Raw genomic sequence first — 18914 nt, forward strand, 5'->3', positions numbered from 1 at the left:
GCTCGCTACCTACGTCAGGAGCGGAATAGAACATCGGCAGCAGCGCTGGCCGTTGCGCTGCTGCCGATGTGGTCTGGCGGTGCTCAGGCCCCCTGGCCGGGCGCCGCGGGTGCCGGTGCCGGTGCCGGTGGGGGCTGGTTGACCGCATTCAGGACTTGCAGCATGTCGGGTTTCATGGCCATCAGCTGCTGGTTCCAGTAGTTCCACGAGTGCGTGCCGTTGTTGGGGAACTGGAACACTCCGTTGCGTCCGCCCGAGGCGGCGTAGGTCTGCTGGAACTGCTGGTTGGTGCGCAGCGTCAGGCCTTCGAGGAACTTCGCGGGCATGTTGTCGCCGCCGAGGTCGCTGGGCGTGCCGTTGCCGCAGTAGACCCAGATCCGGGTGTTGTTGGCGATCAGCCGGGGAATCTGGACCATCGGGTCGTTGCGCTTCCACGCCGGGTCGGTGGACGGGCCCCACATGCTGTTGGCGTTGTAGCCGCCGGAGTCGTTCATCGCCAGGCCGATCAGCGTCGGCCACCAGCCGTCGGACGGGTTGAGGAAGCCCGACAGCGACGCCGCGTAGGGGAATTGCTGCGGGTAGTAGGCGGCCATGATCAACGCCGAACTGCCCGACATCGACAATCCGACGGCGGAGTTGCCGAACGGTGAAAGGCCCTTGTTGGCCTGCAGCCAGGTCGGCATTTCCCGGGTCAGGAAGGTCTCCCACTTGTAGGTGTAGCCCTGGCCGTTGCCCTGGGACGGCTGGTACCAGTCGCTGTAGAAGCTGGACGTGCCGCCGACGGGCATCACCACGGAAAGCCCGGACTGGTAGAACTCCTCGAACACCGGGGTGTTGATGTCCCAACCGCTGTAATCGTCCTGGGCGCGCAGCCCGTCGAGCAGGTACACCGCGTGCGCCCCGCCGCCCTGGAACTGCACCTTGATGTTGCGGCCCATGGCCGCCGACGGGATCTGCAGGGACTCCACCGGGAGACCGGGCCGGGAGAACGCGCTCGCGGTGGCCGAGCCGCCGACGACACCGACGAGACCGGTCAGCAGGGCAGCGCTCAACGTGGCAACTGCCAGCCTGCGGGGCATGGTTTTTGCTGCGCCACACAGCTTTTGCACGAGCTTCATCGCTTGACCCATCCTTCGTCTGCCACTCGTCGCGGTCGAATCTGTTCCGGGCGAGTCAAACACAGCCGGTCGGGTCGGCCGGGCTGTCGCGGCCGCAGCAGGATGTCGCGGTTGGCTAACGATTAGGCCTCGGGCGGGACTCCGCAGCGATCGGGTCGCATTCGGGTAACGATCGGGTCACCCGACTAGGCGACCAGTCGTCGTAAAACCTTTGAGGCCGCGATGATTCCGACGATCGGAGCGATCAGCAGCACGGCAACGTCCACCAGGTGGAAGGGGCTGCCGATTAACAGCGCCCGCAACACGTCGACCTCGTAACTCAACGGATTGACCTTGCTCAACACACGTAGCCACGACGGCATGACCTCGACCGGGTACAGGGCGTTGGACGCGAAGAACAACGGCATCGTGATGGCCTGGCCGAGACCCATCAGCCGGTCACGATTTCGGACCAGACCCGCCAATGTCATTGACAGACAAGCGAAGAAGGCGGCACCGAGCATGACGGCGGCCATCGCCGCCAGGATCCGCAGCGGGTTGGCCGTCAAGCCGATGTTCATCGCGTACGCCAGCACCAGCACCCCGACGATCTGCGCCACCGAACGAACCCCGGCGGCAAAGGACTTGCCGGCGATCAGCGCCGAAGCCGGTGCCGGAGTCACCATCAGTTTGGCCAGTATGCCCGCGTCGCGGTCCCAGATGATCTGTATCCCATAGAAAATCGAGATGAACAGTGCTGACTGGGCGATGATCCCCGGCGCCAGGAACGCCAGATAGGACACATTTCCGGTGTCGATGACGCGCAGATGGCTGAAGGTGGTGCCGAAGATCAGCAGCCACAGCGCGGGCTGCACCATCCGGGTGACGAGTTCGGTGCGATCGTGCCGGAGCTTCTGCAGTTCGACGATCGCGAATGCGCCGACGCGGCTCAGCGTCGCTTTGGCCCGCTCCATTCCGCGCGGCGCGCGGACCGGGTTCACCTCGATGGGCTGACACGCCCGGTCAACCGACATGCCGGTTTGCTCCTCTGCTAGAACGGATTTCGCGGCTCGACGGGGCGTCCAGACTGGAAGCGGCATAGTGCCGGAAGACGTCTTCGAGCGTGGCGTGCGGCGAGACGGTGGCTTTGAGCTCCTCGGGTGTCCCCACTGCCTGCAAAGCGCCGCGATGCATCAGCGCGACCCGGTCGCACAGCGCGTCGGCCTCTTCCATGTAGTGGGTGGTGAGCAGCACGGTCATGCCGAACTGCTGCTGCATGGCCTGCACCTGTGTCCACACGCCGTCACGGGCAATGGGATCCAGCCCCACCGTCGGCTCGTCGAGCACCAGCAGCGACGGCCGGTTGACCAGCGCCTGGGCGACCTCGAGCCGCCGAACCATGCCACCGGAGTAGCTGGAGGCGAGTTTGTCGGCGACGTCGAGCAGGTCCATGGCGTTCAGCGCCTGCTCGACGCGATCGCGGCGGTCGCGGCGGGGCACCCCGTACAGCCGGGCGAACCACTCCACATTCTGCCGTCCGGTCAGGGCCGTCTCGATCGAAAGTTGTTGCGGTACATAGCCGATATTGCTGCGGATATCGATGGTCTGGCGGCGGGCGTCGAGCCCGAAGATGCGCAGTTCGCCGTCCTGGACCGGCGCCAGCGTGGTGAGCACCCGCACCACTGTCGTCTTTCCGGCGCCGTTGGGACCCAGCAGGCCCATCGTCTCGCCCGGCCGCACCTGAAAGGTCACGTCGTCGACCGCGGTGTGCTGGCCGTAGCGGTACGTCAGGTGGCGGCAGTCGATTGCCGGGGTCATGCGCTTCGCTCCTGCAGTCTCTTGGTCATGTGTTCCAGGACCTCCAACCCTTTCGCCAATACCCCCATCTGCTGTTCGTCAAGCTCGCCGAGCAGGTCGGTCAGCACCGCACGTCGCACCTGTGCCGTCGTGTCCATCACCTGCTGAGCCGGCTCGGTGAGGCGCAACCGGCTGATCCGGCGGTCGGTGGGGTCCGGCGTGCGCTCCAGCAAACCCGCGCATGACAGCTTGGTGACCAGGGTGGACGCGGTATTCGGGACCAACCCGAGTTCGGTGGCGGCCGCGCTGACCGACACCCCGGGACGGTGGGTCACCAGGCGCAGCAGCTCGGCCTGCGACTCGGAGAGCTGCCCGGGGGCGTACCCGGTGCCGACCGAGCGGCGCAGCTGCCGGCGGAACCTGCCCAGAATGCGGGGGAGGTCGGCGGCAAGATCGGCGGGGGTGCTCACCGTCGCAATAATACCTCTGTAGTCGAGCTATTTATTGAGTCGGTGTAGCGCGACGCCGTGCAGGGCCCCGTCGTGCGCCGTGGCGGTCAGGTATGTGCAGTGCGGCTGCCTGCGGCGATCGGTGGGCGAACCCGGATTCAGCAGGCGCAGCCCGGTAGCGGTGGTGGTGTCCCACGGGATGTGGCTGTGGCCGAACACCAGCACGTCGGTGTCCGGGTAGAGCCGCGACATCCGGGCTTCGCGCCCGGCGGTGGCGCCCGTCTCGTGCACGACGACGAAGCGCAGGCCGGCCAACGTCGCAGCAGCCCGCTCCGGCAGCCGGGACCGCAACTCCGGGCCATCGTTGTTGCCCCAGCACGCCAGCAGCCGTGCCGACCTGGCTTCGAGTTCGTCGAGCAGGTCGACGGTCACCCAGTCGCCGGCGTGGATGACGACGTCGGCGGTCGCGACCTCGTCCCATACCTGCGCGGGTAGGTCGCGGGCCCGTTTCGGGACGTGCGTGTCGGCGATCAGCAGTAGCCGCATAAGTTCTATGCATACCCCCGATAGACACAGAGGAGAGACCATGCGCAGCTTCGAGTCAGTCGCCGAGCTCACCGCCGCGGCGGGGGAGACCCTCGGGCACAGCGACTGGGTGACGATCACCCAGGACGACGTCAACCTGTTCGCCGACGCGACCGGCGATCACCAGTGGATCCACGTCGACCCGGAACGGGCGGCCAAGGGACCGTTCGGCACGACGATCGCGCACGGATTCATGACCCTGGCGCTGCTGCCGCGACTGCAGCACCAGATCTACACGGTCAACGGCGTCAAGTTGGCAATCAACTACGGACTCAACAAGGTTCGCTTCCCGTCGCCGGTGCCGGTCGGCTCGCGGGTGCGCGCGACGTCGAAGTTGGTCAGCGTCGACGACCTGGGTGAGGGCACCGTTCAGGCGACGCTGTCGACCACCGTCGAAGTCGAGGGAGCCGCCAAGCCGGCCTGCGTGGCCGAGAGCGTGGCCCGCTACATTTCCTAGCGCGAGCAGACGCAGAAACCCCCATTTCGTGCCGAAATGAGGGGTTTTTGCGTCTGCTCGCGGGGAAGCCGGGGCGGTCAGAACTCGGCGATGGAGTGTTCCAGGCGGGCGGCCAGTCGCGCCTCGGCTTCGGCCTTGCGGGTGGGTATGTGCTGAGACGGGAAAGGCGTTGTCACCGGCTGATATTCCTTCAGCGTGCGGCGTGCCACGGTCATCTTGTGCAACTCGGTGGCCCCGTCGGCGATACCCAGTGACTCGGCCGCAACCAGCATCTTGACGAACGGCATCTCGTCGGAAACCCCCAGTGCGCCATGCAGATGCAGGGCGCGCTGGGCGACATCGTGCAGCACCTGCGGCATCGCGACTTTCACCGCCGCGATGTCGCGGCGCACCTTCTGGTAGTCGTGGTGCTTGTCGATCAGCCACGCGGTGCGCAGCACCAACAGCCGGAACTGCTCGATCTGGATCCAGCTGTCGGCGATCTTCTCCTGCGTCATCTGAAAGTCCGCGAGCGTCCCGCGCCGGGTCCGGCGCGACACCGCTCGCTCGCACATCATGTCGAATGCCTTGCGCGACAACGCAATTGTGCGCATGGCGTGATGGATGCGTCCGCCGCCCAGGCGGGTCTGGGCGATCATGAAGGCCTGACCCTCACCGCCGAGCACGTGATCGGCGGGCACTCGGACGTCGTTGTACCGGACGTAACCGTGGCTGGCACGCTTGGACGATTCGGCTCCCACACCGACATTGCGGATGATCTCGATGCCCGGCGTCTCGGCCGGCACGATGAACAGCGACATCTTCTCGTAGGTGCGGCCTTCGGGGTTGGTGACGGCCATCACGATGAAGAACGACGCGTGTCTGGCGTTGCTGGAGAACCACTTCTCCCCGTTGATCACCCAGTCGTCGCCGTCCCGGGTTGCGGCGGTGACGAACATGCCGGGATCCGAACCACCCTGCGGTTCGGTCATCGAATAACACGACGTGATCTCACCGTCCAGCAGCGGCTGCAGGTAGCGGGCCTTCTGCTCCTCGGTGCCGAACAACGCCAGGATCTCGGCGTTGCCCGAATCCGGTGCCTGGCAACCGAACACCGACGGTGCCCACCGCGAACGCCCGAGTATCTCGTTGAGCAGCGCGAGCTTGACCTGACCGAAGCCCTGCCCGCCGAGTTCCGGGCGCAGGTGCGCGGCCCACAGGCCCTGATCCTTCACCTGCTGCTGCAACGGCCGCAGGATCGCCATCATCTCGGCGTTGTTCTTGTCGTACGGATCGAGCGAAACCAAATCGAGCGGCTCGAGTTCGTCGACCATGAATTGCTCGACCCAGTCCAGCTTCGCCTGGTATTCAGGATCGGTTTCGAAGTCCCACACCGTAGATCACCGTTCCCCGGCGCAGCGTCGCACCGGCATCGTCGAAGGAGCGACACCATCGTAAGGTCGGCACGGCACCGCCCGATCAGCTGTCCGGAATAGCCTTCCTGAGATCGACCACGCGCCGGGCGATGTCGACCAACGGCGTGTTGGACTCCTGCGACAGTCGCTTGAGCAGCTCGAACGCCCGCACGGCGTCGATGTCGAACTGCTGCATCAGGATGCCCTTCGCCTGGCCGATGATGTCCCGACTCGCCAGCGCACTCTGGAAACTGCCTTCCCGACGGACGCTGTCCCACACCAGCGCCGCATGCGTCGCAAAGACGATCCCCACCTCCACGGCTGCGTGGTCGAAAGCCCCGGGCGCATCGGCGTAGATGTTCAGCGCTCCCAAAGTCTGGTCACTGGTGAACAGTTCGAACGACAGAATCGAGCGGATCGGTGTCTGCCGGAGCGCGGCGCATCTGTACTTCGGCCACCGGGTCTCGGTCGACAGATCATCGACGAGCACCATGTGGTGCTCCCAGGCGGCCATCAGGCACGGACCCTCCCCGTAGCGCTGTTGAATCTCGTCAAGCACGATCGGGTATCGATGGGTGCTGGCCGGGGTGGTGATTCCGGCTCGTGGGTTGGTGACGGTCAGACCGCCATACTGCGCGCCGGGAATCGTCTGGGCGGCTTCGACGACCAACTGGTCGATGACATCTTGGCTGTAGACGCCCGGCCGATTGTGCAGTTCGCGCGCCAGCCCCGCAATGCGCTGGTGGAGTTGCGCAAAACCTTCTGCCACGGCCGTCCCCTCGGTCAAAGTCCTCGCGCGCGAGGGCCGGTTAGACTCTACGCCCACCGGACCTCGAAGGGTCCTGGCCGGGACGGACCCAGGCGTGCACTAGCTGCCGCGATACCTGTTCGCCTAACGTGACTGCGGTGACCCCGTACGTGCGCCCCGCGCAAAGGAGCGATGTCCGCGCTCTGGGACGCACTCTGGGCCGCGCGTTCTTCGACGATCCGGTCGCGATGTACCTGCTACCCGACGACGACGTGCGGCGCAGGCAACTGCATCGCGTGTTCGCCACGACGACGCGCCATCACCACCTGGCTCACGGCGGTGTGGAGGTGGCGGTCGACGGCCCGGGCATCGGTGCGGCGGCACTGTGGGACCCGCCGAACCGGTGGCGCGAATCGCGCCGGGCGGAGCTGGCGCAGATCCCGATGTTCTTGCGGGTGTTCGGCTTTCGTTCGGGTCCGGCCCGTCAACTGGTGGAATTGATGAAGCGGGCCCATCCCGAAGAGCCGCACTGGTATCTGGCCGTCATCGGAAGCGACCCGGCGGTGCGCGGCAAAGGGTTCGGCCAGGTGTTGATGCGGTCGCGGCTGGAGCGCTGCGACGCCGAATACTGTCCGGCCTACCTGGAATCGTCCAAGCCCGAAAACATCCCGTACTACGAACGTTTCGGGTTCACCGTCACAGGTGAGATCAAAGTCCCCGGCGGGGGACCGACGCTGTGGCCCATGTGGCGAGAACCGCGATGACATCCGTTGCTCGCCAAGCGATCTGACCTCAGTTCGGTCACGAGGCTCACGTCACGACGATCCGTGGTTCTCGAAGGGTTTGCGGCATGCGGGTTTAGCCCACGCGGACATGGGCAACCAGTCGGCTATGGAAGGCGGCCCCGGCGACACCCTGAGACCACAAGAGTCAACCGATTCCGACGAACTCCGCAACGACGACGGCGACACCGTCGTCGACCCGCCTGAGCAGTGGAGCGAGGCCGACAAGTACGGCATGACACCGCGTGAAGAGCGCGAAGGGGAATCACTCGACCAGAAGCTGGCCGCCGAAGAGCCCGATGTGCTCCGTCCCGCGCCGGGACCGAGCATCGAGGACGCGCTACCCGGTGGCGTGCACCGCGGTCAGGTGGACGGCACTCCCGAGGACGGCGATTCGCTGTACACCGTCGTCGAGGAGTGACTCAGGGGCTGGATTTCCAGCCCGCCACCCCGATGGCGATCATGCGCAGCTGCTTGACGGCGATCCGGTGAATCTCCTGTAGCGCCTCGTTACTCTGGGCGTCCTCGATCGCCTCGGCGGTGACGATCATCGCGTTGACGAACAGGCTGGCCAGCACGTTGAGATCCTCGGTGCTCCATTCGTTGAGCCGGGGGAACCGGGCCAGGTCGGTAGCCAGCTCCGAGGTGATCAACCGGATCTCGGTGCGAATCGCATAGCGCAGCACCGAAACTCCGGTGGAGCGTTCCCGGGAGATGAAGCGCCAGTGCTCGCGCTTCTCGGCGACACTGCCGATCAGGATCTCGACCGACGACTCGATGACCCGGTTCGGGTCGAGTTTCCCGGCGCGCGCGCCGCGCAGCGTATCGCGCAGGCTGCGGAACGATTCGTCGATCAGAACCAGCCCGAGTGCCTCCATCGACTCGAAGTGGCGGTAGAACGCCGCAGGCACGATTCCGGCTTCCCGGGTGACCTCGCGCAGGCTCAGACCGCTGAAACTGCGGTCGTTGAGCGCCTTCAGGGCCGCGGCGATGATGGCGCGCCGGGTCGCCTCCTTGCGTTCCTCGCGGGAGGGCGTGTCACGGCCACCGTCGCGGCTTCTGTCCCGGGGCCGATCCTGGACGCTGCGCCGCGAATGTGAGCTAGGAGTACGACTGTTCACTATGTGAACCGTAACACAGGACCGTGGAAAACCCTTGACCACCAGCGGGTATTGATGTCACGGTGTACACATGTTCACTCAAACTTTCACTCGGACGTTCGCCCGGAATTTCGGTAAGCGGGTCCTGGGTTCCGACCTGGTCGACCTGCTCACCGGTCCCCACGGCGTCGACCGATACACCGAGCTCGTGACGCCCACCTGGACGTCGGCAGAGGCCCGCGCCAAGGTGGTCGAGGTGCGGCGGACGACGCCGCGCAGCGTCACCCTGGTGCTGGTCCCCAACGCCGCATTCACCGAGCGCTACCCCGTCAAGGCCGGACAGTTCGTCAACGTCACGGTCGAGATCGACGGGCGCATGCACTCGCGCTGCTACTCCCCGGCCAACGTCGAGGGCAGCACGCACCTGGAGCTGACGATCGGCCTGCACGACGGCGGGTTGGTCTCGACGTACCTGTATGAGCAGGCCCGCCGCGGCATGGTGGTCGGGCTGGACGGTGTCGGCGGCGACTTCGTGTTGCCGGCGCAACGGCCGCGCCGAATCCTGTTCGTCTCCGGCGGCAGCGGAATCACGCCCGTGCTGGCGATGTTGCGCACCCTGGTCGCCGAAGGACATCTGCGGAAGTCGGGTCACGACATCGCATTCGTGCACTACGCGCGCTCCGCCGCCGAAGCCTGCTACCGCGCCGAGCTGGCCCAGATGCCCGGCGTACGAGTGCTGCACGGCTACACCCGGTCCGGTTCCGGCGACCTGGACGGCCGTTTCGGAGCAGCACACCTGGCGGCGGCGATGCCCGAACCCGACGCGGTGTTCGTCTGCGGGCCAACCGCTTTGGTGGATGCCGTCAAGGCGGTCTGTGAAAACGTGTTCACCGAAAGCTTCGTGCCCCCGGTGATCGACGCACCGGCCGAACCGACCGGCGGCCGGCTGGCCTTCGCGGACAGCCAGGTCGACGTCGTCGACGACGGTCGTTCGATCCTGGAACAGGCCGAAGGGGCCGGCCTGCAACCGCAGAACGGGTGCCGGATGGGGATCTGCCACACCTGCACGCGCCGCAAGACCTCCGGCACCGTGCGCAACCTGGTCACCGGCGCAATCTCCACCCAGCCCGACGAAAAAGTACAGATTTGCGTCACCGTCCCCGTCGGTGACGTCGAGATAGACCTCTAGCCCACCAACGAACTCAAGGAGGAAAAGTCATGTCACAGAACAAGATCTCCCTCACCAAAGAGCAGGCCGACGCCTTCGGCCGCGAGCTCGACGCCATCCGCGAACGCGTGATGGCCGACCTCGGCGAAGAGGACGCCGACTACATCCGCCGGATGATCAAGATCCAGCGCGGCCTGGAGGTCGGCGGGCGCGCCCTGCTGTTCCTGCCACCGTTCTGGCTGTTCGGCACCGGCATGCTGGGCGTCGCGAAAATCATGGACAACATGGAGATCGGCCACAACATCATGCACGGCCAGTACGACTGGATGCGTGACCCGACCATCTCCGGCCGTGACTTCGAGTGGGACACCGCCTGCCCGGCCGACCAGTGGCGGCACTCGCACAACTACATGCACCACACCCACACCAACATCGTCGGGATGGACCGCGACATCGGCTACGGCATCCTCCGGATGAGCGAGGACCAGCCGTGGGAGCCGTACTTCCTGGGCAACCCGGTCTATGCGTTTCTGCTGATGGTGCTGTTCCAGTACGGCGTCGCCCTGCACGAGCTGGAAACCGAGCGGATCCGCTCCGGGGAGATCAGCGTGCGGGACAAGCGCGACACCCTGAAGGAAATCTGGAAGAAGACCCGCCGGCAGTCGCTGAAGGACTACGTCGCCTTCCCGCTGTTGGCCGGCCCGTTCGCGCCGTTCGTCTTCACCGGCAACCTGACGGCCAACCTGATGCGCAACGTGTGGTCGTACATGATCATCTTCTGCGGCCACTTCCCGGACGGCACTCAGGAATTCACCGTCGAGGAGACCAAGGACGAGACCCGCGGCCAGTGGTACTTCCGCCAGGTGCTGGGTTCGGCGAACCTGACCGGGGGCGACATCTTCCACGTGCTGTCCGGCAACCTCTCGCACCAGATCGAGCACCACCTGTTCCCGGACATGCCCGCCCGTCGATACCCGCAGATCGCGCCGGAGGTGCAGGAGATCTGCGAGCGTTACGGGATTCCCTACAACAAGGGTCCGCTGCTGCGGCAGTTCGGCACCGTCGTGCGCAAGATCGTGCGGCTGACGTTCCCCGACTCGTGGAAATTCCGGTCGCGCAGCAAGGCCGAGGAGCCTGTCGGGCAGGAGCTGATCGCCGCATAACTCCCATCACTAGCTGGTGGCGCCGAGACTGCGGCCAGGGTGTGTCGTTCACGACATCGGGTCACCCTGGCCGCAGTCTCGAAGCGTTTCATCTGGGGGACAATGGATCGATGGAGTGGACCGGGGCGCGATATTCGGACAAGCCGACAGTAGAAGCCACGACCTGGATCGACGCCGACCCGGAGCGGGTCTGGAGTCTGGTCTCCGACATCGAGTTGATGCCGACCCTGTCCAACGAGCTGCAGGCCGTCGAGTGGCTGGACGGAGCCACCGCTGCGCGGCTCGACGCCCGCTTCGTCGGGCACAACCAACACGACGCATTCGGCGAGTGGAGCACCACGTCGCGGATCGTCTCCTACGACCAACCGCGCGAATTCGCTTGGGCGGTAGGCGAACCCGCCGACCCCGCGGCGACCTGGCGGTTTCGCCTGACTCCCCGCGACGGTGGCACCGCGCTGTCGTTCTGGACCCAGCTGGGCCCGGGCCGTTCGGGACTGTCCAATGCCATCGACGCGATGCCCGACAAAGAGCAGAAGATCGTGTTCGTGCGGCTGCGTGAATTCGAGGCCGCGATCGACAAGACGCTGGGCGCGATCAAGAGGTTGGCCGAACACGGGGTCCGCTGATGCGGACCGCGACGACCGTCGAGTTGTCGGTGGCCGCGGCCGAGACCGTCGACTTCGTGGTCGAGGCCGAGAAGCTGGGCCTGGACGTGTGCTGGGTCGCCGAGGCGTGGGGAACGGATGCGCCGTCCGCGCTGGGATATCTCGCCGCCCGCACCCGGCGGATGCTGCTCGGTTCCGGCGTGCTGCAGGTCGGCACCCGCTCCCCGGTGCTGGTGGCGCAGACGGCCATCACCCTGGCCAACCTGTCCGCCGGGCGTTTCCTGCTCGGGCTCGGCGCCTCCGGACCGCAGGTGATCGAAGGCTTGCACGGCGTCGGCTTCGAGGCGCCGCTGGCCCGGGTCCGCGAGACCGTCGACATCGTCCGGCAGGTGTTCGCAGGTGGCAGAATCTCCTACTCCGGCAACGAGTTCCGCATTCCTCGACCGGGCGGCGAGGCGAAGCCGATGCGACTGTCGACCCGCGCCGAACACCCGATTCCGATCTATCTGGCCAGCTTGTCACCGGCCATGCTGCGGTTGACCGGGCGGGTCGCCGACGGCTGGCTGGGCACCAGTTTCGTTCCGGAAGGCGCCGACGAGGCCTATTTCGCCCATCTCGACGCGGGCCTGACCGCTGCCGGCCGGACCCGCGCCGACCTCGACATCTGTCAGGGTGCCGAGGTCGCGTTCGCCCGCGACGAGGACGAACTGCGCACCATGGTCGGGGCGCGCAAAACGGAACTGGCGTTCAGTCTCGGCGGCATGGGATCGGCCAGCACGAACTACTACAACCAGGCCTACAGCCGGCAGGGCTGGGCCGATGTCGCCGCTGCGGTGCACGAGGCATGGCAGCGCGGCGACCGGGCCGGTGCGGCGGCACTGGTCACCGATGAGATGGTGTTGGCCACCACGCTGATCGGGACCGAGGACATGGTCCGTGCGCGCCTTGCGGATTGGCGCGACGCCGGGGTCGACACCGTGCGGCTGTATCCCGCCGGTGAGAGCCTGGACGCCAAGCTCGCGACGTTGGGGCGTGCCATCGAGCTGGTCCGGGAGACTTAGCGATCGCGGCGCCGTCATCGAACGTGTAGCTACTGTCAAAATCGTGCGATTTTTTCGCGGTGGCTACACGCTCGGTGATGACGCCACCTTCGTAGGTGCCTCCGAGAGCTTCACCAGTTGCACTTCGGGCCGCGCCGGCACCTCGTCGGCCAGGAACCAGCGAAACGCCAGGTTCCCGCGCGGATAGCCCAGCGTCGTCAGCGAATTCGGGTGCGCCGTCGTGCCGTTGGACAACACGACCGTGACCGAGCCGTCAGCGTTGGGAACCGCGCTACGGCAGTTGACCGAGCACCGGCCGTCTTCGGCGCCGTAGGTGGCCATGAACTGGTTCCACACCACCAGATTCCAGAACCTGCACGGCGGTGGCCGGTGTGTGATGACCAGCGCCTCGTCGTCCTCGAGCACGAAACTGCCGTAGGCGTAGCAGGCGTCACGAGCCGACCAGCCGAAGTTGGCATCGGGCACCTGGTAGGGATCGGCGAATTGGTTTGCGCTGTAAGCGACTTCGTGCCCGAGTGCGTGCCCGTCCTGAGTGCGTACGCCCACGGCCAGCGGAACGATGGCGAACATGGTGCGCATCCAGGTGGCGATCGCGCGCAACCTGGCCGCGGTCTCGGCGTCGCCGTGCCGGATCGGGTCCGGCTCGTCGAGCGCTTCGATGTGCCAACTGACGGGCCGCCCGGTGACCGGGTCGGCCTGGTAGTCGCGCGTCATGAGCACCGCGGCATCGGGTGTCGGCGGGAACTCGAACGTGAAGTTGCCGTCGGCATCGACGTCGAGGTCGGTGTCGCGGACGATCGCGACCACCCGGTCGGACCAGACGCCGGGCGAAGGTTCGTTGTAAGCGGTCAACGAGAAGTACACGCTGTCGCCCTTGTTGCCGCTGATGCGGTAGCGCCGCTGCGGATCGACCGGGCAGACGAAGTAGTAGGCGTCGGTGTTGTCACCGCCCCACCGCCGGTCGCGCCGGGACGGCGTGTTGACCGCGACGAACTGGGGCCGACCGGGCTCGGGGAACAGGTAGGTGTCGAAGCCGACGCCCAGGGTGGTGGCCAGCATCCGGTAGCCGTCGGCGACGTGGCGGTCGTCGGTGACGGCTTTGTCGCCTTCGAGGAACGAGCGGTCCAGTTCCCCGAGGGTCGTCAGGAGTTCCTGCCAGGCGCCGGTCGATTCGTGTGTCATGCGCCGATTCCTTTCAGCAGCAATGTGGTGGTGCGTTCGACCCAGGCGTCGTCGAGTTCGCTGATGCGGGTGAGTAGCGCGATCAACGTCAGACCGGCGATGGCCTCGGCCAGCTCGGAGGCGCTCACGTCGGGCCGGACCTGGCCGCTGGCCGCGGCGCCGCGGAGGCGTTCGGCCAGCCCGCCGGCGAAGATCCCGGCGAACCGTTCCAGCAACGCCGAATGCAGGCTCGGGTCGGCGGCCATCTCGGCGACCAGGCCGGGCAGCGCCGCTTTGGCCGCGGGCGTGGTCAGCACGGCGGTGGTACGCCGGACCATCTCCCGGAGATCGTCGGGCAGCGACCCGCTGTCGGGGATCTCGGTCGCGGCGTTGATCGGGAACACCGCCTCGTGCACCAGGTGAGCCTTGCTGGGCCAGCGACGGTAGATCGCGGGCTTGCTGGTGCCGGCCCGTTCGGCGATCGCAGAGACCAACAGGCCCGGGTACCCGGTTTCGGCGAGCAGCTCGACCGTGGCGCGCAGTACTGCCGCGTCGATACGCGGATCCCGAGGCCGGCCCAGATCTACTACCATTACGAAACTCAGAGTAACATAACTCGCCGTGACCGATCCCGCTCGCCAGCCCGTCCAGCTCGACGACCTGGGCCAGCCCCGGTTCAGCGCCGAGGCCCAGCCGATCCTGGACATGATGGCCGCGATGGCCCCGCAGTGCCCGCTGCAATCCGACGCATTGCACGCCCGGGCCAGCGAGGACACCGGCCTGACCGATTTCGGCGCCGACGACTACCGCGAACGGCTCGACGTCTACCTCGCTGCGCTGCGCGAGATCGACGGCCTGCATGAGGCCGGGGTGGTCAACTTCTTCGGCCAGCTGCTGCAGCTGCTCAAGAACCGGTTGCTGTTGACCGATCTGCAGCGCCGCCATCCGGAGATCGACGATATCGAGCTGCGTGCGCCGGTGGTGATCGCCGGGTTGCCCCGCACCGGCACCACCCACCTGCACAATCTGCTGGCCGCACCGCCCACCTTCCGCACCATGCCGTACTGGGAGAGCAACGAGCCGTTCCCGCTACCGGCTGAACACGGCATCGATCCGGACCCGCGCCGCGCCCGCATGGACGTCGCGGTCAACGTGATCAACCTGGTGATGCCGCATTTCGCGCTCATGCACGAGATGACCACCGACCACGTCCACGAAGAAATCCAGCTGCTGGCCAACGACTTCTCCACGATGCTGTTCGAGACGCTCGGCGACGTGCCCCGCTGGCGGGACTACTACCAGACCCACGACCAGACGCCGCACTATGTCCACCTGGCCCGGCAACTCAAGGCGATGCAGTTCCTGCGCGGCGGTAGGCGCTGGCTGCTCAAATCCCCCCAGCACCTCGAACAGGTTCCCGTGCTGAACCGCGTCTTCGGCGACAGCATCGTGATCTTCACCCACCGCGACCCCGTGCCGGTGGCGCTGTCGATGATCGCGATGATCACCTACTCGGCGCGGATGCACCGCTCCCCGGTGCCGGTCCGGCAGATCGCCGACTACTGGATCGACCGGTTGGAGTACATGCTGACCGCGTTGGTCCGCGACCGCGACACCATCGGCCCGGACCGTTCGGTCGACGTTCGCTTCGACGACTTCATGGCCGACGAACTCGGCGTCGCCGAACGCGTGTACGCGCTGGCCGGCGAACCCTTCACCGACGAGGTGCGTACCGCCGTCGGTGACTATCTGGACGGCCACCAGCGCGGCCGGCTGGGCAGCGTCGAGACCTCGTTCGAGATGTTCGGGCTGGACGAAGCCGATCTGCGGAAACGCTTCGCCCCCTACGTAGAGCGGTTCTTGCAGTAGTTTTTCGGGCATGACCACCATGCCCGAGTTGGACGGCGTCGAACACCGCTACGTGGACCTCGGCGACGGGCTCACCATCCACGTCGCGGAGGCCGGCCCGGCCGACGGTCCGGTGGTGATGCTGGTGCACGGGTTCCCGGAGAACTGGTGGGAATGGCACGAGCTGATCGGACCGCTCGCCGCCGACGGGTACCGGGTGTTGTGCCCGGACCTGCGCGGCGCGGGCTGGAGCTCGGCGCCGCCGTCGCGGTATCTCAAGAGCGAGATGGCCGAGGATCTGGCCGGCGTCCTGGACCATCTCGGCATCGACACGGTGAAACTCGTCGCACACGACTGGGGTGGACCGGCGGCCTTCATCATGATGCTGCGCCATCCCGAGAAGGTGACCGGATTCTTCGGGATGAACACCGTGGCGCCCTGGGTCAAACGTGACCTGGGGTCGATCCGCAACAGCTGGCGGCTCTGGTATCAGATCCCGATTGCGGTGCCGGTGCTCGGTCCGCGACTGCTGCGCGATCGCAAGGCCCGGTTCGCCCGCGCACTGGGTTCCTGGGTCGGCGGCGGCTTCAACCTCGCCGACGAAGACATCGCTGTCTACATCGAGCGGATGCGGCAGCCCGGCCACGCCGAGGCCGGCTCGCGGTGGTACCGCTCGTTCCAGGCCGGGGAAATGCTGAGCTGGATGCGCGGCGAATACGACTCGGCTCGAGTCGAGGTGCCGGTGCGCTGGCTGACCGGTACCGAAGACCCGGTGATCACCCCGGATCTGGCCGACGGATATGCCGAGCACATCACGGATTTCGAGGTCGAGCTGGTTCCCGGGGTGGGGCACTGGATCGTCCATCAGCGCCCAGACCTGGTGCTGGACCGAGTTCGCGCGTTCCTGCGTCTTCAGCCCTAGTGCCGCGGCCCGAGTAACGCGATGGACGCATCCACCGCCGGCTCGACGATGTCACGCGCGGGCTTACCGTCCTCGACGGCCAGCGCGACGAGTTCCCGCAGGCCGCCCACCAGGATGACCGCCAACGGCGGCGTCAGTGGCGGCAAGCCGGCGCGCCGGAAACCGGGGCTGCCGCTCAGGTCGATCAGCAGGTTGGTCAACAATTCCAGCCCTTGCCGCTGCACGGGGCGAGCGATGTCACCCAGGTACGGCAGCTCCCGGATCCAACTCAGTGCAATGGCCGGCCGGGATTCGATGCTGCCGACATAACCTTCGACGGCCTGGCGAATCTGGTTGTGCCAGTCGGCCTCTGGGTCCACCGCGCCGCGGATGTCGGCCGCCATGATCTGGACCTCCAACCGCAGCAGTTCCAGGAAACACTGTTCCTTGCTCGGGAATTGGTCATAGAAAGTGCGCTTGGAGGTGCGCGCGTGGCGGACGATGTCGGCGACGGTGGTCGCGCGGTATCCCCGCTCGCGGATCGACGCGTCGAGACCGTCGAGCAGCCGAAGCCGGAACGGGTCGGGTTCGGCCGACACCGCGTCGTCGACAACCGCCGTCACGTAACGAACTCCTCCCGATCCCGCTTGTCATGCGTGGTACCACCGAGTACCGTACCAGGAAAGGCCGGTGGTACATCGCAGTACCAACCCCCGTTCTCGGGGTTCGAGGAAGGAAGTCGCGCTCGATGAGCCAAGCAGTGACCGACGCCCCAGTCCTACCGGCCGGCAAGGCGCCACCGGCGGCCCGACTGCCGAAGCTGTTGCAGGGTATGGGTTTTGCGTTGGTACGGCGACGGATGCTGCAGAGCTTCACCCGGCGTCTCGGCACTGCGTTCACCCTGCACATCCCGATGTACGGTCGCATGCTGGTCGTCTCGGATCCACGACTGGCCAAACAGGTTTTCACCACCAGTCCCGACGTGTTGGGCAATATCCAGCCCAACCTGAGTCGCATGTTCGGCTCGGGATCGGTGTTCGGCCTCGAGGGCGAAAATCACCGGAGACGGCGCCGGCTGTTGGCACCGCCGTTCCACGGCAAGAGCATGAAGAACTACGAGACGATCATCGAGGAAGAGACCCTGCGCGAGACCGCTGATTGGCCCGAAGGCCAGGCGTTCGCGACGCTGCCGTCGATGATGCACATCACCCTCAATGCCATCCTGCGCGCGGTGTTCGGAGCCGAAGGTGCCGAACTCGACGAGTTGCGCCGGATCATTCCGCCCTGGGTCACCCTGGGCTCGCGGCTGGCAGCTGTGCCCATGCCGCGGCGCGCTTTCGGCCGGTTCAGTCCGTGGGGCCGGCTGGCCGAATACCGCCGCCGGTACGACCTGGTGATCGACAAGCTGATCGACGGCGAACGGGCGGACCCGAACTTCGCCGACCGCAACGACGTGCTCGCGCTGATGTTGCGCAGCACCTATGAGGATGGTTCGGTCATGTCGCGCAAGGACATTGGCGACGAGTTACTGGCGCTGCTGGCCGCCGGCCACGAAACCACCGCTTCCACGTTGGCCTGGGCCTTCGAACGGATCACCCGTCACCCAAAGGTGTTGGCGGAGTTGGTCGAAGAGGCCGACAACGGTGGCGGCGAACTACGCCAAGCGACCATCCTCGAAGTCCAACGCTCCCGGACGGTCATCGATCTGTCCGGCCGGCACGTCTATCCCGAGGTCTACCAACTCGGCGACTGGGCGGTTCAGCGCGGCGAATCGATCGTCGTCAACATCGGGCAGATCCACGAGAATCCGGAAGTCTTTCCCGATCCGGAGCGCTTCGACCCTCAGCGCTACATCGGCGGCAAGCCCTCGACGTTCGCCTGGATCCCGTTCGGCGGCGGCACCCGTCGCTGCGTCGGCGCCGCATTCGCGAACATGGAGATGGACGTGGTGCTGCGAACGGTGTTGCGCCAGTTCGTCATCGAATCCACGACGGCACCCGATGAACGTCGCCACTGCCGCGGGGTCGCGTTCACGCCCAAGGACGGCGGGCGCGTGGTCGTGCGCCGGCGCCGCTAGCGCTGCGCGTCAGCCCGCCGCGGCAGCTTCCAGCCGGGCCGCACGAAGTGACAGGTGTACCCGTGCGGGTAGCGCAGCAGATAGTCCTGGTGCTCGGGTTCGGCCTCCCAGAAATCACCGACCGGGCTCACCTCGGTCACCACCTTGCCGGGCCACAGGCCCGACGCGTCGACGTCGGCGATGGTGTCCAGCGCGATGCGCTTCTGCTCGTCATCGACGTAGTAGATGGCCGACCGGTAGCTGGGTCCGCGGTCGTTGCCCTGCCGGTCCTTGGTGGTCGGATCGTGGATCTGGAAGAAGAACTCCAGCAGGGTGCGGAAGTCGGTGGCCGACGGGTCGAAGATGATCTCGACGGCCTCGGCGTGCCTGCCGTGGTTGCGGTAGGTCGCGTTCGGCACCTCGCCGCCGCTGTAACCGACCCGGGTGGACACCACCCCGGGCTGTCTGCGGATCAGATCCTGCATGCCCCAGAAACAGCCGCCCGCAAGGACCGCTCGTTGCGTGCTCGTCATTTCTGTCCT

Annotated in this window: 22 protein-coding genes; 10 read left to right on the forward strand and 12 right to left on the reverse strand. The window is 66.4% G+C overall.

What is annotated here, in order from left to right:
• Window positions 1–83: 83 nt before the first annotated feature.
• The 5 genes from ag85C to AC5Y4D_RS02560 form a co-directional block, all read right to left on the reverse strand.
• Window positions 84–1118, reverse strand: a complete 1035-nt coding sequence (ag85C, locus tag AC5Y4D_RS02540) for a diacylglycerol acyltransferase/mycolyltransferase Ag85C (protein ID WP_500036267.1) — start codon at window positions 1116–1118, stop codon at window positions 84–86.
• A gap of 185 nt (window positions 1119–1303) precedes the next feature.
• Window positions 1304–2131 carry an ABC transporter permease gene (locus AC5Y4D_RS02545; protein WP_500036268.1) on the reverse strand — a complete coding sequence of 276 codons (828 nt, stop codon included), beginning with the start codon at window positions 2129–2131 and terminating at the stop codon, window positions 1304–1306.
• Complete coding sequence (locus AC5Y4D_RS02550; protein WP_499991360.1) at window positions 2121–2915, reverse strand: ATP-binding cassette domain-containing protein; 795 nt, start codon at window positions 2913–2915, stop codon at window positions 2121–2123. The genes AC5Y4D_RS02545 and AC5Y4D_RS02550 overlap by 11 nt, the downstream gene beginning before the upstream one ends.
• A complete protein-coding gene (locus AC5Y4D_RS02555) occupies window positions 2912–3373 on the reverse strand; it encodes a MarR family winged helix-turn-helix transcriptional regulator (RefSeq protein WP_499943919.1) in 462 nt (153 codons plus the stop codon). The genes AC5Y4D_RS02550 and AC5Y4D_RS02555 overlap by 4 nt, the downstream gene beginning before the upstream one ends.
• An 18-nt stretch (window positions 3374–3391) precedes the next feature.
• Window positions 3392–3889: a metallophosphoesterase family protein gene (locus tag AC5Y4D_RS02560; RefSeq protein WP_500036269.1), complete on the reverse strand. Its 498-nt coding sequence runs from the start codon at window positions 3887–3889 to the stop codon at window positions 3392–3394.
• Between the two features lie 40 nt (window positions 3890–3929).
• Here AC5Y4D_RS02560 and AC5Y4D_RS02565 point away from each other — a divergent pair, with 40 nt between their 5' ends.
• Window positions 3930–4385: a MaoC family dehydratase gene (locus AC5Y4D_RS02565; RefSeq protein WP_499991356.1), complete on the forward strand. Its 456-nt coding sequence runs from the start codon at window positions 3930–3932 to the stop codon at window positions 4383–4385.
• A 77-nt stretch (window positions 4386–4462) separates the two neighbouring features.
• Here AC5Y4D_RS02565 and AC5Y4D_RS02570 read toward each other — a convergent pair whose 3' ends face one another.
• Both AC5Y4D_RS02570 and AC5Y4D_RS02575 read right to left on the reverse strand, forming a co-directional pair.
• Window positions 4463–5758, reverse strand: coding sequence for an acyl-CoA dehydrogenase family protein (locus tag AC5Y4D_RS02570; RefSeq protein ID WP_499991352.1), 1296 nt, complete (start codon window positions 5756–5758; stop codon window positions 4463–4465).
• An 85-nt stretch (window positions 5759–5843) separates the two neighbouring features.
• Window positions 5844–6548 carry a GAF and ANTAR domain-containing protein gene (locus tag AC5Y4D_RS02575; protein WP_500036270.1) on the reverse strand — a complete coding sequence of 235 codons (705 nt, stop codon included), beginning with the start codon at window positions 6546–6548 and terminating at the stop codon, window positions 5844–5846.
• Window positions 6549–6685: 137 nt separating this feature from the next.
• Between AC5Y4D_RS02575 and AC5Y4D_RS02580 the strand changes: the two genes are divergently transcribed.
• Together AC5Y4D_RS02580 and AC5Y4D_RS02585 are read left to right on the forward strand one after the other, a co-directional pair.
• Window positions 6686–7291 (forward strand): GNAT family N-acetyltransferase, encoded by a 606-nt coding sequence (locus tag AC5Y4D_RS02580; RefSeq protein WP_500036271.1) that lies wholly within the window; start codon window positions 6686–6688, stop codon window positions 7289–7291.
• Window positions 7292–7400: 109 nt separating this feature from the next.
• Window positions 7401–7730: a hypothetical protein gene (locus AC5Y4D_RS02585; RefSeq protein ID WP_499943891.1), complete on the forward strand. Its 330-nt coding sequence runs from the start codon at window positions 7401–7403 to the stop codon at window positions 7728–7730.
• A gap of 1 nt (window position 7731) precedes the next feature.
• Here the strand turns inward: AC5Y4D_RS02585 and AC5Y4D_RS02590 are convergent, their stop codons facing one another.
• Window positions 7732–8430 carry a TetR family transcriptional regulator gene (locus AC5Y4D_RS02590; protein ID WP_499943892.1) on the reverse strand — a complete coding sequence of 233 codons (699 nt, stop codon included), beginning with the start codon at window positions 8428–8430 and terminating at the stop codon, window positions 7732–7734.
• Window positions 8431–8500: 70 nt separating this feature from the next.
• Here AC5Y4D_RS02590 and AC5Y4D_RS02595 point away from each other — a divergent pair, with 70 nt between their 5' ends.
• The 4 genes from AC5Y4D_RS02595 (at window position 8501) to AC5Y4D_RS02610 (ending at window position 12406) form a co-directional block, all read left to right on the forward strand.
• Window positions 8501–9598, forward strand: a complete 1098-nt coding sequence (locus tag AC5Y4D_RS02595) for a flavin reductase family protein (RefSeq protein ID WP_500036272.1) — start codon at window positions 8501–8503, stop codon at window positions 9596–9598.
• Between the two features lie 29 nt (window positions 9599–9627).
• Window positions 9628–10740: a fatty acid desaturase family protein gene (locus AC5Y4D_RS02600; RefSeq protein WP_499943894.1), complete on the forward strand. Its 1113-nt coding sequence runs from the start codon at window positions 9628–9630 to the stop codon at window positions 10738–10740.
• Window positions 10741–10850: 110 nt separating this feature from the next.
• Window positions 10851–11366 (forward strand): SRPBCC family protein, encoded by a 516-nt coding sequence (locus AC5Y4D_RS02605; RefSeq protein ID WP_499943895.1) that lies wholly within the window; start codon window positions 10851–10853, stop codon window positions 11364–11366.
• Entirely contained in the window at window positions 11366–12406 is a 1041-nt protein-coding gene (locus tag AC5Y4D_RS02610; protein ID WP_500036273.1) for an LLM class flavin-dependent oxidoreductase, read from the forward strand. Before AC5Y4D_RS02605 ends, AC5Y4D_RS02610 begins: the two co-directional genes overlap by 1 nt.
• Before the next feature lie 63 nt (window positions 12407–12469).
• On the opposite strand, the gene AC5Y4D_RS02615 is transcribed toward AC5Y4D_RS02610, so the two are convergent.
• The gene (locus AC5Y4D_RS02615; protein WP_500036274.1) at window positions 12470–13588 is read right to left on the reverse strand and encodes a DUF1214 domain-containing protein; all 1119 of its coding nucleotides are present in this window, start codon (window positions 13586–13588) and stop codon (window positions 12470–12472) included.
• Window positions 13585–14160, reverse strand: a complete 576-nt coding sequence (locus tag AC5Y4D_RS02620; protein ID WP_499991336.1) for a TetR/AcrR family transcriptional regulator — start codon at window positions 14158–14160, stop codon at window positions 13585–13587. The genes AC5Y4D_RS02615 and AC5Y4D_RS02620 overlap by 4 nt, the downstream gene beginning before the upstream one ends.
• Before the next feature lie 112 nt (window positions 14161–14272).
• Here AC5Y4D_RS02620 and AC5Y4D_RS02625 point away from each other — a divergent pair, with 112 nt between their 5' ends.
• The gene (locus AC5Y4D_RS02625; protein ID WP_499991334.1) at window positions 14273–15436 is read left to right on the forward strand and encodes a sulfotransferase family protein; all 1164 of its coding nucleotides are present in this window, start codon (window positions 14273–14275) and stop codon (window positions 15434–15436) included.
• 10 nt (window positions 15437–15446) lie between these two features.
• Window positions 15447–16337 carry an alpha/beta fold hydrolase gene (locus tag AC5Y4D_RS02630; protein WP_499991333.1) on the forward strand — a complete coding sequence of 297 codons (891 nt, stop codon included), beginning with the start codon at window positions 15447–15449 and terminating at the stop codon, window positions 16335–16337.
• Here AC5Y4D_RS02630 and AC5Y4D_RS02635 read toward each other — a convergent pair.
• Window positions 16334–16939: a TetR/AcrR family transcriptional regulator gene (locus tag AC5Y4D_RS02635; RefSeq protein ID WP_499943900.1), complete on the reverse strand. Its 606-nt coding sequence runs from the start codon at window positions 16937–16939 to the stop codon at window positions 16334–16336. The genes AC5Y4D_RS02630 and AC5Y4D_RS02635 overlap by 4 nt on opposite strands.
• 125 nt (window positions 16940–17064) lie before the next feature.
• Between AC5Y4D_RS02635 and AC5Y4D_RS02640 the strand changes: the two genes are divergently transcribed.
• Complete coding sequence (locus AC5Y4D_RS02640; RefSeq protein WP_499991328.1) at window positions 17065–18393, forward strand: cytochrome P450; 1329 nt, start codon at window positions 17065–17067, stop codon at window positions 18391–18393.
• Here the strand turns inward: AC5Y4D_RS02640 and msrA are convergent.
• Window positions 18390–18905, reverse strand: coding sequence for a peptide-methionine (S)-S-oxide reductase MsrA (gene msrA / locus AC5Y4D_RS02645; protein WP_499943902.1), 516 nt, complete (start codon window positions 18903–18905; stop codon window positions 18390–18392). The two genes, AC5Y4D_RS02640 and msrA, sit on opposite strands and share 4 nt — an antisense overlap.
• Window positions 18906–18914: the final 9 nt, after the last annotated feature.

Source organism: Mycobacterium sp. NGS67 (assembly GCF_059812185.1).